The organism is Streptomyces sp. NPDC104581, assembly GCF_055583685.1.
In genome coordinates, this window is sequence record NZ_JBVJNN010000020.1 from 12,088 (window position 1) to 31,473 (window position 19,386).

The window sequence follows — 19,386 nt, forward strand, 5'->3', positions numbered from 1 at the left end:
TGAGGCACAGGACCTTCACAAAGAGATCTAGATCACATAGATTTAGGGGTAACCATCCGGGCAGCTCGCGAGTCTAAGAGGCGATGCCGAGAACGTCTTGGGGGACGTTCATGAGATGTCTTGGGGGATGTCTCAGGCAAGCGTTGGCCGGGGCACGTGCAACTGGGGAGCTTTGAGCGGCCCCCCTGGTTCGTACGTACCCCGGCAGACCGCGTGAAACTGGCTTCTGCCGGCAACCGCAGACGCCCGGCCCGGATCCCGTGGGGGGAATCCGCTCCGGGGATATGGGAAGCGCCCCGCTATACCGACCCGTGGGGGGATCGGGAAGCGGGGCGCTTTCTGTTGCTCGGGTGGCCGTCCGGCTCGCGCAACCGCCGACCGGACGGCGAGAACCCTCCGCCGAGGGTTCAGCGGCTCTCGACCGGGACGAAGTCGCGCAGGACCTCACCGGTGTAGATCTGGCGCGGGCGGCCGATGCGGGAGCCGGGCTCCTTGATCATCTCGTGCCACTGGGCGATCCAGCCGGGAAGCCGGCCGATCGCGAAGAGCACGGTGAACATCTCGGTCGGGAAGCCCATGGCCCGGTAGATCAGACCCGTGTAGAAGTCCACGTTCGGGTAGAGGTTGCGCGAGACGAAGTAGTCGTCGGAGAGCGCGTGCTCCTCCAGCTTCAGGGCGATGTCGAGCAGCTCGTCGGACTTGCCGAGCGCCGAGAGGACATCGTGCGCCGCCGCCTTGATGATCTTCGCCCGGGGGTCGAAGCTCTTGTAGACGCGGTGGCCGAAGCCCATCAGCCGGACGCCGTCCTCCTTGTTCTTCACCTTGCGGATGAAGGAGTCGACGTCGCCGCCGTTGGCCTGGATGCCTTCGAGCATCTCCAGCACCGACTGGTTGGCGCCACCGTGCAGCGGGCCCCACAGGGCGCTGATGCCGGCGGAGATCGAGGCGAACATGTTCGCCTGCGACGAGCCGACCAGACGCACGGTGGAGGTCGAACAGTTCTGCTCGTGGTCCGCGTGCAGGATCAGGAGCTTGTCGAGGGCCGAGACGACCACCGGGTCGAGCTCGTACTCCTGGGCGGGAACCGAGAACGTCATACGGAGGAAGTTCTCGACGTACCCGAGGTCGTTGCGCGGGTACACGAAGGGGTGGCCGATCGACTTCTTGTACGCGTACGCGGCGATCGTCGGCAGCTTGGCCAGCAGCCGGATCGTCGACAGATGACGCTGCTTCTCGTCGAACGGGTTGTGACTGTCCTGGTAGAACGTCGACAGCGCGCTGACCACGGAGGACAGCATGGCCATCGGGTGCGCGTCACGCGGGAAGCCGTCGAAGAACCGCTTCACGTCCTCGTGCAGCAGCGTGTGCTGGGTGATCTCGTTCTTGAAGGACGACAGCTCGTCGACCTTGGGAAGTTCACCGTTGATGAGCAGGTAGCCCACCTCGAGGAACGTCGAGCTCTCGGCCAGCTGCTCGATGGGGTAGCCGCGGTAGCGGAGGATGCCCTGCTCACCGTCGAGATAGGTGATGCCGGATTTGTAGGCGGCGGTGTTGCCGTAGCCGCTGTCCAGAGTCACCAGGCCGGTCTGGGCCCGCAGCTTCCCGATGTCGAAGCCCTTGTCGCCGACGGTGCTGTCGATCACCGGGTAGGTGTACTCGCCATCGCCGTACCGCAGTACTACAGAGTTGTCGCTCACGTCATCCCTCACCGACGTAGTGCCTCTTCTTCGAGGTGCCCTGACTGTCTCTACCATCCCCCATTTGGCTCAGGAGAGTGCACTCGGGGTCGACCATTGGGCCTATTCGCGGCACTGAGTGCCGCCAAGTTTCACATCCTGCCCCCTTCGCCCCGGTTCCGAAAGTCCGGGGCGGCAATCCCGTCGCCGGACACTCCCCTGGGGGAGGACGATCCGCCCGAAGACGGACGAGCGCGGGTACGCGATCCCGTCCGTCCGGTCAGGTACCGCCGGTCCGCCGGCTCAGAAGTTCCCGGACCGGAGGCTGCCGGACAGCCGGTGGTCGAGCGCGGTGCAGCGCCGGCCCGCGGAGACCGTGCGGACCGCCTGCCCTATCGCCTTCCGGGAGCCGACCAGGACGACGAGCTTCTTGGCTCGGGTGACGGCCGTGTACAGCAGGTTCCGCTGGAGCATCATCCAGGCGCCGGTGGTGACGGGGATGACCACGGCCGGGTACTCGCTGCCCTGCGAGCGGTGGATCGTCACCGCGTAGGCGTGGGCCAGCTCGTCCAGCTCGTCGAAGTCGTACGGCACCTCCTCGTCCTCGTCGGTCCGCACCGTCAGCCTCTGGTCGTCCAGGTTCAGCGAGGTGACGACCCCGACCGTGCCGTTGAAGACGCCGTTCTGCCCCTTGTCGTAGTTGTTGCGGATCTGGGTGACCTTGTCACCGACGCGGAAGACGCGGCCGCCGAGCCGCTTCTCGGGCAGTTCGGGCCGGGCGGGGGTGATGGCCTGCTGGAGCAGGCCGTTGAGGGTGCCCGCGCCGGCCGGGCCACGGTGCATCGGGGCGAGTACCTGGATGTCGCGCCGCGGGTCGAGCCCGAAGGTGGCCGGGATCCGGCGGGCGGCGACGTCCACCGTGAGCTTCCCGGCCTCCTCCGTCTCGTCCTCCACGAAGAGGAAGAAGTCACTGAGCCCCTGAGTGATGGGCTGGACACCGGAGTTGATGCGGTGGGCGTTGGTGACCACGCCCGACTGCTGGGCCTGCCGGAAGATACGGGTCAGCCGTACCTGTGGCACGGGCCCGTCGTCGGCCAGCAGATCCCGCAGCACCTCGCCCGCCCCGACCGACGGCAGCTGGTCGACATCCCCGACGAGCAGCAGATGCGCACCGGGTGCCACCGCCTTGACGAGCTTGTTGGCGAGCAGCAGATCCAGCATGGACGCCTCGTCGACCACCACCAGATCGGCGTCGAGCGGCCGGTCCCTGTCATAGGCGGCGTCCCCGCCGGGTTTGAGTTCCAGCAGCCGGTGGACCGTGGACGCCTCGGCGCCGGTCAGCTCGGCGAGGCGCTTGGCCGCGCGACCCGTGGGCGCCGCGAGGACCACCTTGGCCTTCTTGGCCCTGGCCAGCTCCACGATCGAGCGGACCGTGAAGGACTTGCCGCAGCCCGGTCCGCCGGTCAGGACGGCGACCTTACGGGTGAGGGCGAGCCGCACCGCGGCTTCCTGCTCGGGGGCCAGTTCGGCGCCCGTACGGCTCGCGAGCCAGGGCAGGGCCTTCTCCCAGGCCACGTCCTGGAAGGCCGGCATCCGGTCCTCCGGCGCGCGCAGCAGCCGCAGCAGCTGGGCGGAGAGCGACAGCTCGGCGCGGTGGAAGGGCACCAGGTAGACGGCGGTGACCGGCTCGCCCCCGTCAGGCCCCGGCACCTTCTCCCTGACGACGCCCTCCTCCTCGGCGGCGAGCTCGGCGAGGCAGTCGATCACCAGACCGGCGTCGACCTGGAGGAGCTTCACCGCGTCCGAGATGAGCTGCTCCTCCGGCAGGAAGCAGTGGCCCTGGTCGGTCGACTGGGAGAGCGCGTACTGGAGTCCGGCCTTGGCGCGGTCCGGACTGTCGTGCGGGATACCGACGGCCTGGGCGATGCGGTCGGCGGTGAGGAAGCCGATGCCCCAGACGTCGGCGGCCAGCCGGTAGGGCTCGTTCTTCACCACGGAGATCGAGGCGTCGCCGTACTTCTTGTAGATGCGGACGGCGATCGAGGTGGAGACACCGACCCCCTGAAGGAAGATCATGACTTCCTTGATCGCCTTCTGCTCCTCCCAGGCGGCGCCGATCATCTTCGTCCGCTTGGGTCCGAGGCCGGGGACCTCGACGAGGCGCTCGGGCTCCTTCTCGATGATCTCCAGGGTGTCGACACCGAAATGCTCGACGATCCGCTCGGCGATGCGCGGTCCGATGCCCTTGATCAGACCGGAGCCGAGATAGCGGCGGATGCCCTGGATCGTCGCGGGCAGGACCGTCGTGTAGTTCTCCACCGTGAACTGCTTGCCGTACTGCGGGTGGGAGGCCCAACGGCCCTCCATCCGCAGCGACTCGCCCGGCTGCGCGCCGAGAAGCGAGCCGACCACGGTGAGCAGGTCGGCGCCACGGCCGGTGTCGACGCGGGCGACCGTGTAGCCGTTCTCCTCGTTGCTGTACGTGATCCGCTCAAGAACGCCTTCGAGCACGGCCGGGTTGGACATGATCCGACGCTACCGTCTGGGTACGACAGCGGGCCCGCCCTGTGGACAACCTCGCCCTCGGCACTCGTGCCCGTGGACAACTCCCCCTCGGCGAGGGCTCCTCCGAAGAGACCGCCGGAAAAGCTTTAGGGGCCCGGTCCACTGACCGGGCCCCACGCGCTCCCCCCTCCGACAAGGCTTCCCGATCCCCCCGGACCCCTCCCCGGAAGCCTTGATGCCATGTACGACCACCGTCACCCCGAAAGGGTTGCACGGTTGCGGGCAGTTATTTTTCCTGCCGTCGGAAACGACGACAGAAGATGACAGACATATCTATTTACGCATGAAAGACGATGAGCGCTTCTTCGTCGTGACAGACGGGCCTCTCTTACAGCGCATGCCTCACATACCGCTGCGCGACGTCCGCCAGCAGCTCCGCGCCGTCCCGCACCCACAGGGTGTCGTTGAAGAGTTCGACCTCGATCGGCCCCTCGTATCCGGCGGCGTCGACCCGCTCGCGCCATGCCCGCAGGTCGATGACGCCGTCGCCGATCAGACCGCGGCCGTTCAGTACCCCGGCGGGCAACGGCGTCGTCCAGTCCGCCAGTTGGAAGGAGTGGATCCGGTCCCCCGCCCTGGCGATCGCCGCCGGGGCGCGGTCGTCCCACCAGAGGTGGTACGTGTCCACGACGACCCCGACCTGGTCGGCGGGAAAGCGCTCCGCGAGATCCAGCGCCTGGTCGAGCGTGGAGACGACGCAGCGGTCGGAGGCGTACATCGGGTGCAGCGGCTCGATCGCCAGCCGTACGCCGCGCTCACCGGCGTACGGCGCCAGGACCACGAGCGCGTCCGCGATCCGCTCACGCGCCCCGTGCAGGTCACGGCTGCCGGGCGGCAGCCCGCCCGACACCAGGACCAGGGTGTCGGTGCCCAGGGTCACCGCCTCGTCGATCGCCGCGCGGTTGTCGTCCAGGGCCTCGGCCCGTGCCGCGGGATCGCTCGCCGTGAGGAAGCCGCCGCGGCACAGGGTGGTGACGGCGAGTCCGGCGTCGTGCACGAGCTTGGCGGCGGCCTCCGTGCCGTACGCCCGCACCGGCTCGCGCCAGAGCCCCACACCAGGGACGCCGAGCCGTACGCACGCCTCGGTCAGCTCGGGGAGCGTGAGCTGTTTGACGGTCATCTGGTTGATGCTGAAGCGGCTGAGGTCGCCCGGGACTCCGGTCGCCTCGGTCACGTCGGTCACGTCGGTCGTCTCGTTCACGTCCGTCACTGGTCCACTCCGTACACGCCGAGCAGGGACTTCATCCGGCCTTCGGCCGCCGCCGGATCCGGGAACAGACCTAGTCCGTCCGCCAGTTCGTACGCCCGCGCGAGATGCGGGAGCGAACGGGCCGACTGGAGGCCGCCGACCATGGCGAAGTGGTCCTGGTGGCCGGCCAGCCAGGCCAGGAACACCACACCCGTCTTGTAGAAGCGGGTGGGCGCCTGGAAGAGATGACGCGACAACTCGACCGTGGGGTCGAGCAGTTCCCGGAATCCCTTCGCGTCACCCGTGTCCAGGACGCGGACGGCTTCGGCGGCCACCGGCCCGAGCGGATCGAAGATGCCCAGCAGCGCGTGGCTGAAGCCCCGTTCGTCGCCCGCGATCAGCTCGGGGTAGTTGAAGTCGTCGCCGGTGTAGCAGCGCACGCCCTGCGGGAGGCGTCGGCGCAGCTCGACCTCGCGACGCGCGTCCAGCAGCGAGACCTTGATCCCGTCGATCTTGTCCGGGTGTTCGGAGATGACCTGGAGGAACGTCTCGGTGGCCGCGTCGAGGTCCGTACTGCCCCAGTAGCCGTCCAGCGCCGGGTCGAACATCGGGCCGAGCCAGTGCAGCACCACGGGTTCGTCCGCCTGCCGCAGCAGATGGGCGTAGACGGCCAGATAGTCCTCCGGCCCCCCGGCAGCCGCGGCGAGCGCGCGTGAGGCCATGAGGATGGCCTGGGAGCCCGTCTCTTCGACGAGCGCGAGCTGTTCCTCGTACGCCGCCCGCACCTCCTGAAGAGAGTGCGCCCCCGGGGGAAGCTGGTCGGTGCCCACTCCGCACGCGATCCGGCCTCCGGTGGAGCGTGCCTCCGCCGCCGAACGGCGGATCAGCTCGGCCGCCCCCGCCCAGTCCAGGCCCATGCCGCGCTGGGCGGTGTCCATGGCCTCCGCGACCCCGAGGCCGTGCGACCAGAGATGGCGGCGGAAGGCGAGCGTGGTGTCCCAGTCGACGACGACCGGCGCTCCGGGGCTGGTGTCGGCGTACGGGTCGGCCACCACGTGCGCGGCGGAGAAGACGGTACGGGAGACGAGCGGGGCGGCGTCGGCGCCCTTGGTGACGAAGGCGGCGGGTTCCGGGCGCGGCTGGTACGTGCGCAGCCCGCCGTCCGCGTCCGGGAGCCGGAGCCCCCGGCCCGGCTTCCCCGCGGAGGGAGCGCCGGACGCCGTGGGGGGTGTGGTTCGGGTGGTCACAGTGAGAGCTCCGGTACGTCGAAGCGGCGTCCCTGCGCCGAGGACTTGAGCCCGAGTTCCGCCAGTTGGACGCCACGCGCGCCGGCGAGCAGGTCCCAGCGGTAGGGCTCACCGAGCGCGACGTGGCGCAGGAACAGCTCCCACTGCGCCTTGAAGCCGTTGTCGAACTCGGTGTTGTCCGGGATCTCCTGCCACTGGTCGCGGAAGGACTCGGTGGCGGCGAGGTCCGGGTTCCAGACGGGCTTGGGGGTGGAGCTGCGGTGCTGGACACGGCAGCGGCGCAGCCCGGCGACGGCCGACCCGTGGGTGCCGTCGACCTGGAACTCGACGAGTTCGTCGCGGTTGACCCGCACCGCCCAGGAGGAGTTGATCTGGGCGACGATGCCGCCCTCCAGCTCGAAGATCCCGTAGGCGGAGTCGTCGGCGGTGGCCGCGTACGGCTTGCCCTGCTCGTCCCAGCGGCGCGGGATATGGGTGGTGATGTGCGCCGAGACGGAGTCGACCCTGCCGAACAGCTCGTGCAGGACGTACTCCCAGTGCGGGAACATGTCGACGGTGATGCCGCCGCCGTCCTCGGTGCGGTAGTTCCAGGAGGGGCGCTGCGACTCCTGCCAGTCGCCTTCGAAGACCCAGTAGCCGAACTCGCCCCGGACGGACAGGATCTCGCCGAAGAAGCCGCCGTCGATGAGGCGCTTCAGCTTGAGCAGGCCGGGGAGGAAGATCTTGTCCTGGACGACACCGTGCTTGATGCCGGCGCTCTGGGCGAGGCGGGCCAGGTCGAGCGCGCCTTCGAGATCGGTCGCCGTCGGCTTCTCCGTGTAGATGTGCTTCCCGGCCGCAACGGCTTTCTTGATGGCTTCGACCCGCGCGGAGGTGACCTGCGCGTCGAAGTAGATGTCGACGGTGTCGTCGGCGAGGACGGTGTCGAGGTCGGTGGACCACTCCGTGAGGCCGTGCCGCTCCGCGACCTCCCTGAGGGCGTGTTCACGGCGCCCCACGAGGACGGGCTCGGGCCACAGCACCTCGCCGTCGCCGAGGTCCAGTCCGCCCTGTTCGCGGATCGCGAGGATGGAGCGCACCAGGTGTTGCCGGTACCCCATCCGCCCCGTGACGCCGTTCATGGCGATCCGCACTGTCCTGCGTGTCACGAAGTTCCCTCCATACGGCCGTAGCAAGCGCTTTCTATAAGGTATGAAGCTAGCCTGCCGAAAGCGACCGGACAAGAGTCCGGCACCGATCCGCCGCATCACCCACCTTCCGGAGGAACAGCCGATGACAGTCACCCTGGCCGATGTGGCGGCCCGTGCCCGGGTGTCACCCGCCACCGTTTCCCGTGTGCTGAACGGGAACTACCCGGTGGCCGCGTCCACCAGGGAGCGTGTGCTGCGGGCGGTGGACGAGCTGGACTACGTGCTGAACGGACCGGCCAGTTCGCTCGCGGCGGCCACGTCCGACCTGGTCGGAATCCTGGTGAACGACATCGCCGACCCGTTCTTCGGGATCATGGCCGGGGCCGCGCAGACCGAGATCGGCGGCCAGGAGGGCACCGGCCGGGCGGGCGGCGAGAAGCTCGCGGTCGTCTGCAACACGGGCGGCTCCCCGGAGCGGGAACTGACCTATCTCACCCTCCTCCAGCGCCAGCGGGCCGCCGCCGTGATCCTCACCGGTGGAGCCCTCGAGTACCCCACCCACATCGCGGCGATGTCGGCCAAACTGACCAAACTCGCCGACGCGGGAACGCGTGTGGTGCTGTGCGGACGGCCGCCGCTGCCGGGCAGCAGCGCGGTCGTCGCGTCACTGGCGTTCGACAACCGGGGTGGCGGGCGCCGGCTGACCGAGCACCTGCTGGCGCTGGGGCACCGCAGGATCGGATACGTCGCGGGGCCGACGGAGCGGACCACGACCCGGCACCGCCTGGAGGGCCACTGGGCGGCACTGGCCGCCGCGGGACTGACCGAGGACCAGGGCCCGCTGACGGTGCACGGCCCCTACGACCGGCGCTCGGGCTACGAGGCGACGCTGGAGCTGCTGCGGCGCGCGCCGGACCTGACGGCGGTGGTGGCCGCGAACGACACCGTGGCGCTCGGCGCCTGCGCGGCGGTGCGTGACCGGGGGCTGCGCATTCCCGAGGACATCTCGGTCGCGGGCTTCGACGACCTGCCGTTCTCGGTCGACGCGGTGCCGGCCCTGACGACGGTGCGGCTGCCCCTGTACGAGGCGGGGGCACGGGCCGGGCGGCTCGCGATGGGGACGGAGGCCCCGCCGCCGGGCGGGATCGCGACGATCGCCGCGGAGCTGATGGCGCGGGCGTCGACGGCCCCGCCGCGGAGCTGAAGCCGGGCGGGGGCCGGTCAGGCGGGCGTCGATCAGCGGGGCGATCACCCGAACGAGTGTCTTGCTGAGCTTGGCGATCCCGACGTACCGTTGACTCAGTCAAGGAAAAAAATGGATGAGTGAAGGGTCGGGGGGCCATGACCATTCAAGAGATCCGCGCGTTCAACCGCTTCTACACCAACCTCATCGGCGCGCTGAATTACGGCAAGCACCTCTACACGCCGTACACGCTGACCGAGTCACGGCTGCTGTACGAGCTCGCGCACGCGCCGCGCACGGACGCGGCGGAGCTCCGCGCCGAGCTGTCCCTGGACGCGGGCTATCTGAGCAGAATGCTGACCAAGTTCGAGCGGGAAGGGCTGCTTGAGCGCGCCCCGTCGGAGCAGGACGCCCGGCGGCAGCGGATCACTCTGACGCCGCAGGGGCGGGGGACCGCGGCACTCCTCGACGAGCGGGCGCGTGAAGCGGTCGGCACCCTGCTGGACCGGGTCGAGCCCGACGAACGCCCGCGCCTCGTGGAGGCGTTGCGGACGGCCCGGGAGATATTGAGCGCGGGTGCGGCGCCCGGGGACGGCCGCCGGGCATCCGCCCGCCGCGAGGGACCGGTGCTGCGGGATCCGGTCCCGGGCGACCTGGGGTGGATCGTGCAACGGCACGGCGCGGTGTACGCGGCGGAGTACGGGTGGGACGCCACCTTCGAGGGCCTCGTCGCCAGGATCGTCGCCGACTTCGCCGCCGGCCACGACGAGCGGCGGGAGCGGGTGTGGATAGCCGAGCTGGACGGCAGGCCGGTGGGCTCGGTGATGTGTGTGCGGGACGACGAGGCGCCGCACGCCGCGCGCTTGCGCCTGCTCCTGGTCGAGCCCGGGGCGCGCGGGCACGGCCTGGGTGAGCGAATGGTCGGGGCGGTTGTGGGTTTCGCCCGCGATGCGGGGTATCGGGAGGTGGTGTTGTGGACCAACGACCTGCTGACCGCGGCCCGGAAGCTGTACGTGCGGGCGGGATTCACGCTGGTCGCCGAGAAGCCGCACCATTCCTACGGAGCGGACCTGGTCGGCCAGGACTGGCGGCTCCCGCTCACCGACGAGTCCGTCGCGGACTCAGCCTCGTGAAAGGAAACACGGAGTGAAATTCGCCTTCTCGACCCTCGGTGTCCCCGGCCTCCCCGTTCCCGAGGTCGCCGCCCTCGCCAAGGAGGCCGGTTACCAAGGTGTGGAGTTGCGCGCCCACCCCGAGGAGCCGGTGCACCCCGGCATCGGCGCGCGGGAACGGGCCGCCGTGGTCGACGAGTTCAAGCGTCACGGGGTTGAGATCCTGGCGGTCGCGGGCTATGTGCGGGTCGCCGCGGAAGACGGCGACGAGGAGCAGTCGGGTCAGGAGCTGGAGGAACTGATCCGGCTGGCGCGGGACCTGGGCGCGGCGTACGTGCGGGTCTTCCCGGGCGGCGGTGAACAGGACCCGGAGGCGGCCGACGCGACGGCCGCCCGCCGGCTGGCCTCGGCGGCGCCCCTCGCCGCGGAGTCGGGGGTGCGGATCCTGCTGGAGACGCACGACTCCCACCGCACGGGCGCCGACGCGATCCGCGTTCTCGGCCTTGTCGGCCACCCGCAGGTGGGGGCGATCTGGGACGTGATGCACACCTGGCTCGGCGGGGAACGTCCGGTCACCAGCCATGCGTCGCTGTCGCCCCACCTCGGCTACGTACAGGTCAAGGACATCGCCTCGGCGCAGGACACCACGCCGGTGGCGCTGGGGGCGGGAGTCCTGCCGCTGGGCGAGTGCGTCGGCCTGTTCGCCGGGGACGGGGACGACGGGTGGCTCTGCTGGGAGTACGAGAAGCGCTGGTACCCGGACGCGCGGGACCTCCCCGGCCTGCTGGTCCCCGGCCGTGAGTATCTGGAATCACTGTCGGCGCGGGGGCACTGACCGACGGCAGGCGAAGGCACGGAGCGGACCGGTGGCCGGGGCGGGGATCACGGGACAGCCCTCAGGCGGAACCTGCCGAAGGCGCAGGGGGTCCGCGCGCCCTCTTCCGGCTTACCCCGCCTTTTCGATGAAATAGGCGGAATCTTCGCTTCCTTGGAACTTCCCGCCGCGTCCGCCCGTCCTAGCTCATAGTGCTCCCGTCGACTCTCCGCAGCGCGGTGTCGGCTCTCGTAATCACCGGCTACGATCGCTGACTCCCCTCTCCAGGCCGCCTGCGTCCGGGCAGCACACCGCCACCGGTGCGCCCCCCTTTGTATGCGCCGGTGGCGGTTCCGTGCTCGCGGGTTACGGACGCAGCGTCGGCATCCGCTCCATGTTCTGCTTGTCGAGCTTCGCGTCGTACGCGGCCAGCGGCTTCGCCTTGGCGGCGTCCTGCTGCACGGTCGCCGGTGCGACGCCCGCCCAGTCGAGGATCCTGGCCGTGGCCTCGGCCTGCTCGTCGGCCACGAGACCGGCGACGTTGGCACCGTGGTTGGCGCCCGGCGCGGTGTACACGTGGGTGTCGTGAGTGCCGCGACCCGGGCGGAAGCGCTCGGCGCCCCACGGGTCGTTCTCGCCGTAGACGAACATCATCTGGTTCGCGTTGCGGCGGACCCAGTTGTCGACGGACGCCATCTCCCACGGCCGGAACTTCATGGGGATCTCGCGGGGGACGAAGTTCCGCGGCGGCTGGTAGCCGTAGCGGCTCAGGTTGCCCAGGTGGGGCAGCTTGATCGCGGGCGAGCCGAGTTCGGTGCCGGCCTGGTAGTAGTACGGCGTGTACGGGGCGAGGCCCTGGTCGGTGTAGAAGGAGAAGCCGGAGATCGCGTCGATGATGTTGTAGATCTCCTCGTCCGACGCGGTGGCCGGCGGGATGTCGGCGCAGTCGGCTTCCAGGCTGTACTGCCAGAAGGCCCAGACGAAGTCGAGCACCACGGCCTCGTACGCCTTGTCGAGCGTCCCGACGGTGCTGAACGTCGCGCCTTCGGCCTCGGCCCACGCCTTGTACATCTTCTGCAGCGGCGCGCGCCTGATCAGCGCCTCGCGCTGCACGGCGTTGAGCTTGGCGCGGCACTCCGCGGTGCCGACCTTCTCGAAGAAGCGGTCGTAGGCGGAATCCTCCTTGTTGACCACGTCGTTGGGTGCGACGTAGGCGACGACGCCGTCCATGTCCCGGGGGTGGAAGCGCTCGTAGTACGTGGCGGTCATGCCGCCCTTCGAACCACCGGTGGCGAGCCACTTCTGCGGGTAGATCTTCTTCAGCGCGCCGAAGATCCGGTGCTGGTCGGCCGCGGCCTGCTCGTAGTCGAGCTTGGACCAGTCGGCCGGCTCGGGCCGGGACGGCGTGAAGAAGCGGTATTCGAGCGAGACCTGGTTGCCGTCGATGATCCGTGTCGGCTCACTGCGGCTCGGGTTGGTGGACACCCCGTACCCGCTCGTGAAGAACACGGTGGGGCGGCTGGTGTCCTTGTGCAGCAGCGTGAGGCGCTGCTTGAAGGTGCCCTTCGACGGCCTTCGGTGGTCGACGGGCTGGGTGTAGTTGAGGACGAAGTATCGGTAACCGGGGTACGGCTTCTCCTCGATCAGGCTCATCCCCGGGATGGCGAGGATCTGGTCCTTGATGTCGGGGGCCGCGGATCCCGCGTTCCCCTCGGCGGCCGTTGCCGCGCCGGCCGTGCCCAGCGTGCCGACGAGCAGCACGAGCGACAGCAGCCATCTCAGCGCCTTGCGCATTCACACTCCCTGTGTTCATGACAGACGCCCGCGAACCTAGCCGGGGATGTGCCCGCGCCGCCAGCCCCCACGAGGCGTCGCACCCGGATGACACCTCGGGTGCGGTGCGGCCCCCGCCCGCGGCGCCCACCTCGGCCGAGTCGCCGCGGACAGGGCCGCCGCGGACAGCCGGTACGGACAGCCGGTACGGACAGCCGGTACGAACCGCACCGGTAGGGCGAACTGGTCGGTGCGGCAGGCGGGTCGGGGAGGCAGGTCGGCGCGGCAGGACGAGCGGCCCGGCGGGGACTTCGGGGAGAGAGGGACACGGAGGGGGCACGAAGGATACGTGAAGGGAGAGTGGAGAGCGGTCAGGACTCGAAAGCGGAACCGGCCGCAGAGCCTTCGTGACCGGAATTCCGCACCCTCCCCGAAGGGGACTCGAACGCCTCCACCAACGCTTAACACGGCCAACACAACCAGGACATGGCCTTTCCCGACGTAACCGGCGCGGCGCCTTGCCATGTCCGGAATGCCATCATCGGACTCACGCCACGAACACGTTCCATTGAGCCATTCGGCCATTTATCAACCCCGCCCGGGACGGCCTCAATTGGTCGGTTCGGCAGCACTTCTCCACTCATGGAACTGGGCGTTCGGGGCGTGGAGCCGGCCCCCGCGACGGTGGTCGCGGGGGCCCTTCTGGCCGACCCCGGCGAACTGACGGACGATCACACCGAAACCTTCGACACACACCCCACCCGGGTACCCGTTAGCGACCTTACGGACATCACGACACCGGAGTGACTCACGACAACCCTCAAAGGATGTTGTGATCTACATCACATCTTCCGGGCGTGTCGCGCCACCCTCGAACGCCCCGCTCCGGGGCGCAAAAGTGAAGCTGGGAGACCGTACGGGCACCCCCCGGACCGACCTGTGACGAGTCGACAGCACAGGGCGATCACATCCCACCCTGTTCACCTCCCCCACCGGACCGTTTGAACATACGAAGTGGAGGCGAGGTGGAGAGGTGTCATGGCCGCGGGCGGCCGACACCTCGCCCGACTCGACCACGGGGGAGGAGACTCTCGCGTGACCGGCACAAGGATCGGATGACCACTCCGATCCGACGAGTGAAACGGGGGCCGTAATTGACTGACGCATAGACCGAAAATCCGTACGTCCCGGACCGCGCTCGACCGGACCGGATAAAGCAGCTCTTCCGGCGGCAGCACTGTGAACGAGCTTGTTGTTTCAGGCCGTCGAGCATCTCGGAATCCGGCGCCTCACCGCCGGACGACCGTGAGGTTGATACAGGTGAATCCACGAAGTGTCCTCAGAGCCCCCCACCTCGGACTGGAAAATGATCACTTGAGAATCCTTCAACTGGTATCGCAGGGCTGCACAATGGCGCAGGTCGCTCGCCGGATGGGAATGAGTGACCGCACACTGCGCCGTAAACTGCGGACCATATGTGAACGAGTCGACGTCGAAACGCCGATCGAAGCGGTCGTGTGGGCCGTTCGGCGGAGAATCGTCTGACCCGTCCCATCGGAAGAACAATCGCCCGCGCAGCAGTCGAGAAAAGCAGCACAAGCACGGCAAGCGCGATAAGCACCACGCGTGACAGCACCACGAGGCACCACCCCACACACGCGGGCGACGAAATTACGTAATGCCGGTTCGGACGGTTCGGCACCACGAACGGCGGCGTCGCGTGACGGTTAGCGGAGGAATCGTCACCGGCCGCCGTTCCCCGGCCCGAACCTCGAACGACCTCCCACGCGGGTAGGGTTTTCCCTGCTCGGCCCGCGTGGGCGGTCCGACGAAATACAGGTCACGGCGTTCTGCCGCCCCGCCGGGGGTGCGTCGACGCCCACGCCGGCCCCCGGGCCGGGACCGCGCCGGGCCCGCGCCCGAGTCGCACCGACCACGCGTCCCACGGCGCCCGTACGACCCCCTGGAACGACCGTACGACGGCGCCCCGTACCCGTACGGCACCCGGCCCTCGTGCGGCCCGTACGCCGCCCCTCACGGGACCGGCTCCGCGATCGGGCACGTCACCCGTCCCGCCCTGCCCCGACCGGGGTGGCCGATGGCGGTCAATTTCGTTGTCCACCGCCCGCCCCTCGCGATAGAAAACGCATGTGGCAGGCGAAAAGGATCAATATCGGCGGGACAGCCCTTGCGCGCCGGCTGTCGGCGGTCACAAGGAAAAGACGGCCGCACAGCTCCTCATCCAGCTCGAATTGAGTTCACCGGACGCCTCGAAGGTCTTCTCCTGTCCGGGCCGGAACGACAATCGGCCCGCTGTGAACGGCACAGGCGACGCGGTATTCATGAAGCACCGCGAAGGCAGTCCCGGTGAATCCCTGACGCGTCATCAGCGGCTCATGTCATTCGGGCGGCTGCCGAATCACGGCCAATTGCCGTTCCCCTGCCCCGCATTCAAGGTGCCCGACGACATCCGGTCGGGGAACGGGCTCGCCGACGCCCGGCCGACCGGATGCCGGCCGCCCCTCACCACCCGGCAGGGGAGGAGCGGTCCTGCCGCGCGGTGCCCCCAGCACCGGCCGGCCGGTCCCCTCCCCTGCCGGTGACCACACCCCCCTGCCCGCCGGCTGCCTCCGTACGGAGAACGTCCCTGCGGGGCCCCACCCTCCGGTGGTGACGCCCCGCCCTCGTCCTCACGCCCCCGCGACAGTGGCCCGCTCCTCCTCGGGCTCCGACCCCGGTCCGGTCCGGGGGCCCGCCCCCGGATCCGGCTCGCCGATGAAGCTGCTCCACAGCCGCGCGTACGAGCCGCCGAGCGTCAGCAACTCCCCGTGCGTACCGTCCTCCACGACCCGGCCGTGGTCCAGCACGACCACCCGGTCCGCGCGTGCGGCCGTCGTCAGCCGGTGCGCGACCACCAGCGTCGTCCGCCGGCCAGACAGCCGGTCCGTCGCCTGGTTGACCAGGGCTTCGGAGGCGAGGTCGAGCGCCGCGGTCGCCTCGTCCAGGAGCAGGACGTCCGGGTCGACCAGTTCCGCGCGGGCCAGGGCGATCAGCTGCCGCTGTCCGGCCGAGAGGTTCCGGCCCCGCTCGGCGACCTCGTGCAGATAGCCGCCGTCCAGCGTGGCGATCATCTCGTGCGCGCCGACCGCGCGGGCCGCCGACTCCACCTCCGCGTCGGTCGCGCCCGGCCGCCCGTAGGCGATGGCGTCGCGCACGGTGCCGGCGAAGAGGTACGCCTCCTGCGGTACGACACCGAGCCGGTGCCGGTACGCGGTCATGTCCAGGTCGCGCAGGTCGGTGCCGTCCGCCGTGACACGGCCGGACGTCGGGTCGTAGAAGCGGGCGACGAGCTTGACGAGCGTCGACTTGCCCGCGCCCGTCTCACCGACGAAGGCGACCGTCTGACCGGCGGGGATACGGAGGTTGACGCCCATGAGGGCGGTCTCCTCCTGGACCGGGGCCTTCGCCAGGACGACGGCTTCGTCCGGGTCGCCCGCGCCGCCGCCCTCGGCCAGTCCGGCTTCCGGGTTCCCGTAGGCGAAGTGCACGTCCTCGAAGGCGATCTCGCCGCGCAGCGACGGCACGCCGAGCGGTTCGGCCGCCTCCGCCGTGGACGTCGGTTCGCGCAGCAGCTCCTGGATGCGTCCGAGCGAGACGGTGGCCTGCTGGTAGCCGTCGAAGACCTGTGACAGCTGCTGCACCGGCGCGAAGAACAGCTCGATGTACAGGAGGTAGGCGACGAGCGCGCCGGTCGTCAGTGTCCCGGCCTCCACCCGGCCGGCGCCGACGATCAGGACGGCCGCCGCGGCCACCGATGACAGCAGCTGGACGAAGGGGAAGTACACGGAGATCAGCCACTGGCCGCGCACCCGCGCCTGCCGGTAGTGGTCGCTGCGCTCGGCGAACCGCCGCGCGCCGTCCTTCTCACGGCCGAACGCCTGCACGATACGGAGCCCGGACACCGACTCCTGGAGGTCGGCGTTGACGACGCTGATCCGCTCGCGCGCCAGCTCGTACGCCTTGACGCTCTTGCGCCGGAAGAAGACGGTGCCGACGATCAGCACGGGCAGGGTCGCGAAGACGACCAGCGCCAGCTCCACGTCGATGACGAGCAGGACGACGAGGATGCCGAAGAAGGTGACGACGGAGACGAAGGCCGTGACGAGTCCGGTCTGGAGGAAGGTGGACAGCGCGTCCACGTCCGTCGTCATACGGGTCATGATCCGGCCGGTCAACTCGCGCTCGTAGTAGTCGAGTCCGAGCCGCTGGAGCTGGGCGAAGATCTTCAGGCGCAGCGAGTACAGCACCCGTTCGCCGGTCCGGCCGGTCATCCGTGTCTCGCCGATCTGGGCCGTCCACTGGACGAGCACCACGACCAGGCCGAGCAGGGACGCGGCCCACACGGCGCCGAGCGCGAGCTGTTCCACGCCCTCGTCGATGCCGTGCCGGATGAGGACGGGCAGCAGCAGGCCCATGCCGGCGTCGACGGCGACGAGGGCGAGGCTGACCGCCAGCGGCGCTCCGAAGCCGCGCAGCAGCCTGCGCAGCCCGTACGACGACTCGGAGCCGACGGCGCGGGCCTCGTCGATCGACGGGACGTCGTCGGCGGGCGGCAACGCCTCGACCTGGGCGAGGAGTTCGGGGGTGGCGCCGGGCGCCGCCGATTCCTCGGCGGGGGCCTCCTCACGTACCCAGAGGGCGGGCGTGATGCCGCGTTCGGCGTCGAACTCAGCGTCCATCTCCTGCTGGACGGTGCGGTCGTCCTCGGCGGCCGTGGAGGCGACGACCGCCGGGATGTGGCCCGGGGACACGCCGCCGAGTTCGTCGGGGTCGGTGAGCAGGCGGCGGTAGAGGGCGGAGCGTTCCTGGAGTTCCTCGTGGGTGCCGATGTCGGCGAGGCGCCCGTCGTCGAGTACGGCGATCCGGTCGGCGAGGCCGAGGGTGGAGCGGCGGTGGGCGATGAGCAGCGTCGTACGCCCGGCCATGACCGAGCGCAGCGCCTCGTGGATCTCGTGCTCGACGCGGGCGTCGACGGCGGAGGTGGCGTCGTCCAGGAGCAGCAGTCGCGGGTCGGTGAGGATGGCGCGGGCCAGGGCGATGCGCTGGCGCTGGCCGCCGGAGAGGGTCAGGCCCTGTTCGCCGACGGTGGTGTCGTAACCGGCGGGCAGTTCGGCGATGAAGCGGTCGGCCTGGGCGGCGCGGACGGCGCGTTCGATCTCCTCGTCGGTGGCGTCGGGCTTGCCGTAGGCGATGTTGGCGCGGACGGTGTCGGAGAAGAGGAAGCTGTCCTCCGGTACGAGCCCGATGGCGGCGCGCAGGGAGTCGAGGGTCAGTTCGCGTACGTCGTGGCCGCCGACGAGGACGGCGCCGTGGGTGACGTCGTAGAAGCGCGGCAGGAGCAGCGAGACGGTGGATTTGCCGCTGCCGGAGGAGCCGACGACGGCGACGGTCTCGCCGGGGCGGATCTCCAGGGAGAAGCCGTCGAGGACGGTGCGGCCGTCCGCGTACGAGAACGTCACGTCGTCGAACTCGACGGACGCCTCGGCGTCGGCGGGCAGGTCCTTGGTGCCGTCCTCGATGGACGGTTCGGTGTCGATGAGTTCGAGGACCCGCTCGACGCCGGCGCGTGCCTGCTGGCCGACGGTCAGGACCATGGCCAGCATGCGGACGGGGCCGACGAGCTGCGCCAGGTAGGTGGAGAAGGCGACGAACGTGCCGAGGGTGATCTGGCCGCGGGTGGCGAGCCAGCCGCCGAGCGCGAGCATCGCGACCTGTCCGAGGGCCGGGACGGCCTGGAGGGCGGGTGTGTAGCGCGAGTTGAGCTTGATGGTGCGCAGCCGTCCGGCGAAGAGCTTGCGTCCCGCGGCGCGCAGTTTGCCGGTCTCCTGGTCCTCCTGGCCGAAGCCCTTGACGACGCGTACGCCGGAGACGGATCCGTCGACCACTCCCGCGACGGTCGCGGCCTGCGACTGCGCGTACCAGGTGGCGGGGTGCAGCCGGGTGCGGCTGCGGCGGGCGATGTACCAGAGGGCGGGTGCGACGGCGAGGGCGACGAGGGTCAGGGGCAGCGAGAGCCACGCCATGATCACGAGGGAGATGATGAAGAGCAGGACGTTGCCGATGGTCATCGGCAGCATGAAGAGCAGGCCCTGGATGAGCTGGAGGTCGCTGGTGGCGCGGCCGATGACCTGTCCGGTGGACAGCTCGTCCTGGCGGCGGCCGTCGAGCCGGGCGATGGTGTCGTACATCTCCGTACGGAGGTCGTGCTGGACGTCCAGGGCGAGGCGTCCTCCGTAGTAGCGGCGGATGTATGTCATGGCGTAGATGACGAGGGCCGCCGCTATCAGGAGGGTGGTCCAGACGGCGATGGACCGGGTGCCGGTGCCGATGACGTCGTCGATGACGACTTTGGTGATCAACGGGACGAGGGCCATGACGGCCATGCCGGCGAGGGAGGAGCCGAGGGCGAGGATCACGTTGCGCCGGTAGCGCCAGGCGTAGCCGGTGAGACGGCGGGCCCAGCCCGCCGTCCGGGGCTCGTCCGCCGTGCTCTCACCGGGCTTCGCACGCTCCGGTTCTGTCCGCTGCGCCGCCACTGTTGCCGCCTCCCGTTGCCCTGCCGCTCGTTCGGTACGCGGGCGTCCCCCGTGGGCCACCTGCCGGATGACATCAACGCGGCCACGTGCGGATTTCATCC

The 19,386-nt window shown here is 69.7% G+C and carries 10 protein-coding genes; 3 read left to right on the plus strand and 7 right to left on the minus strand.

What is annotated here, in order from left to right; all coding sequences use genetic code 11:
- Positions 1–407 precede the first annotated feature (407 nt).
- The 5 genes from ACZ61E_RS18090 to ACZ61E_RS18110 all read right to left on the minus strand — a co-directional run bounded on the left by ACZ61E_RS18090 (position 408) and on the right by ACZ61E_RS18110 (position 7,825).
- Positions 408–1,697 carry a citrate synthase gene (locus ACZ61E_RS18090; RefSeq protein ID WP_078077265.1) on the minus strand — a complete coding sequence of 430 codons (1,290 nt, stop codon included), beginning with the start codon at positions 1,695–1,697 and terminating at the stop codon, positions 408–410.
- 282 nt (positions 1,698–1,979) lie between these two features.
- Positions 1,980–4,202, minus strand: a complete 2,223-nt coding sequence (gene recD2, locus ACZ61E_RS18095) for an SF1B family DNA helicase RecD2 (RefSeq protein WP_469700607.1) — start codon at positions 4,200–4,202, stop codon at positions 1,980–1,982.
- Positions 4,203–4,569: 367 nt separating this feature from the next.
- Positions 4,570–5,361: a sugar phosphate isomerase/epimerase family protein gene (locus ACZ61E_RS18100; protein WP_469700704.1), complete on the minus strand. Its 792-nt coding sequence runs from the start codon at positions 5,359–5,361 to the stop codon at positions 4,570–4,572.
- Positions 5,362–5,447: 86 nt separating this feature from the next.
- Complete coding sequence (locus tag ACZ61E_RS18105) at positions 5,448–6,677, minus strand: dihydrodipicolinate synthase family protein (RefSeq protein ID WP_469700608.1); 1,230 nt, start codon at positions 6,675–6,677, stop codon at positions 5,448–5,450.
- Positions 6,674–7,825, minus strand: coding sequence for a Gfo/Idh/MocA family protein (locus ACZ61E_RS18110; protein ID WP_469700609.1), 1,152 nt, complete (start codon positions 7,823–7,825; stop codon positions 6,674–6,676). Before ACZ61E_RS18110 ends, ACZ61E_RS18105 begins: the two co-directional genes overlap by 4 nt.
- Before the next feature lie 124 nt (positions 7,826–7,949).
- Between ACZ61E_RS18110 and ACZ61E_RS18115 the strand changes: the two genes are divergently transcribed.
- The 3 genes from ACZ61E_RS18115 to ACZ61E_RS18125 all read left to right on the plus strand — a co-directional run bounded on the left by ACZ61E_RS18115 (position 7,950) and on the right by ACZ61E_RS18125 (position 10,937).
- Positions 7,950–9,011: a LacI family DNA-binding transcriptional regulator gene (locus tag ACZ61E_RS18115; protein WP_469700610.1), complete on the plus strand. Its 1,062-nt coding sequence runs from the start codon at positions 7,950–7,952 to the stop codon at positions 9,009–9,011.
- 137 nt (positions 9,012–9,148) lie between these two features.
- Positions 9,149–10,123: a bifunctional helix-turn-helix transcriptional regulator/GNAT family N-acetyltransferase gene (locus ACZ61E_RS18120; protein ID WP_469700611.1), complete on the plus strand. Its 975-nt coding sequence runs from the start codon at positions 9,149–9,151 to the stop codon at positions 10,121–10,123.
- A 13-nt stretch (positions 10,124–10,136) separates the two neighbouring features.
- The gene (locus tag ACZ61E_RS18125; RefSeq protein WP_469700612.1) at positions 10,137–10,937 is read left to right on the plus strand and encodes a sugar phosphate isomerase/epimerase family protein; all 801 of its coding nucleotides are present in this window, start codon (positions 10,137–10,139) and stop codon (positions 10,935–10,937) included.
- A gap of 345 nt (positions 10,938–11,282) precedes the next feature.
- Here the strand turns inward: ACZ61E_RS18125 and ACZ61E_RS18130 are convergent, their stop codons facing one another.
- Together ACZ61E_RS18130 and ACZ61E_RS18135 are read right to left on the minus strand one after the other, a co-directional pair.
- A complete protein-coding gene (locus ACZ61E_RS18130; protein WP_469700613.1) occupies positions 11,283–12,710 on the minus strand; it encodes a S28 family serine protease in 1,428 nt (475 codons plus the stop codon).
- Positions 12,711–15,379: 2,669 nt separating this feature from the next.
- The gene (locus ACZ61E_RS18135) at positions 15,380–19,285 is read right to left on the minus strand and encodes an ABC transporter ATP-binding protein (RefSeq protein ID WP_469700614.1); all 3,906 of its coding nucleotides are present in this window, start codon (positions 19,283–19,285) and stop codon (positions 15,380–15,382) included.
- Positions 19,286–19,386: the final 101 nt, after the last annotated feature.

Excerpts from the sequence above, each read along its gene's own strand:
- ACZ61E_RS18130 (WP_469700613.1), bottom strand. The coding sequence starts at position 12,710 with ATGCGCAAGGCGCTGAGATGGCTGCTGTCGCTCGTGCTGCTCGTCGGC.
- recD2 (WP_469700607.1), bottom strand. The coding sequence starts at position 4,202 with ATGTCCAACCCGGCCGTGCTCGAAGGCGTTCTTGAGCGGATCACGTAC.
- ACZ61E_RS18115 (WP_469700610.1), top strand. The coding sequence starts at position 7,950 with ATGACAGTCACCCTGGCCGATGTGGCGGCCCGTGCCCGGGTGTCACCC.
- ACZ61E_RS18120 (WP_469700611.1), top strand. The coding sequence starts at position 9,149 with ATGACCATTCAAGAGATCCGCGCGTTCAACCGCTTCTACACCAACCTC.
- ACZ61E_RS18100 (WP_469700704.1), bottom strand. The coding sequence starts at position 5,361 with ATGACCGTCAAACAGCTCACGCTCCCCGAGCTGACCGAGGCGTGCGTA.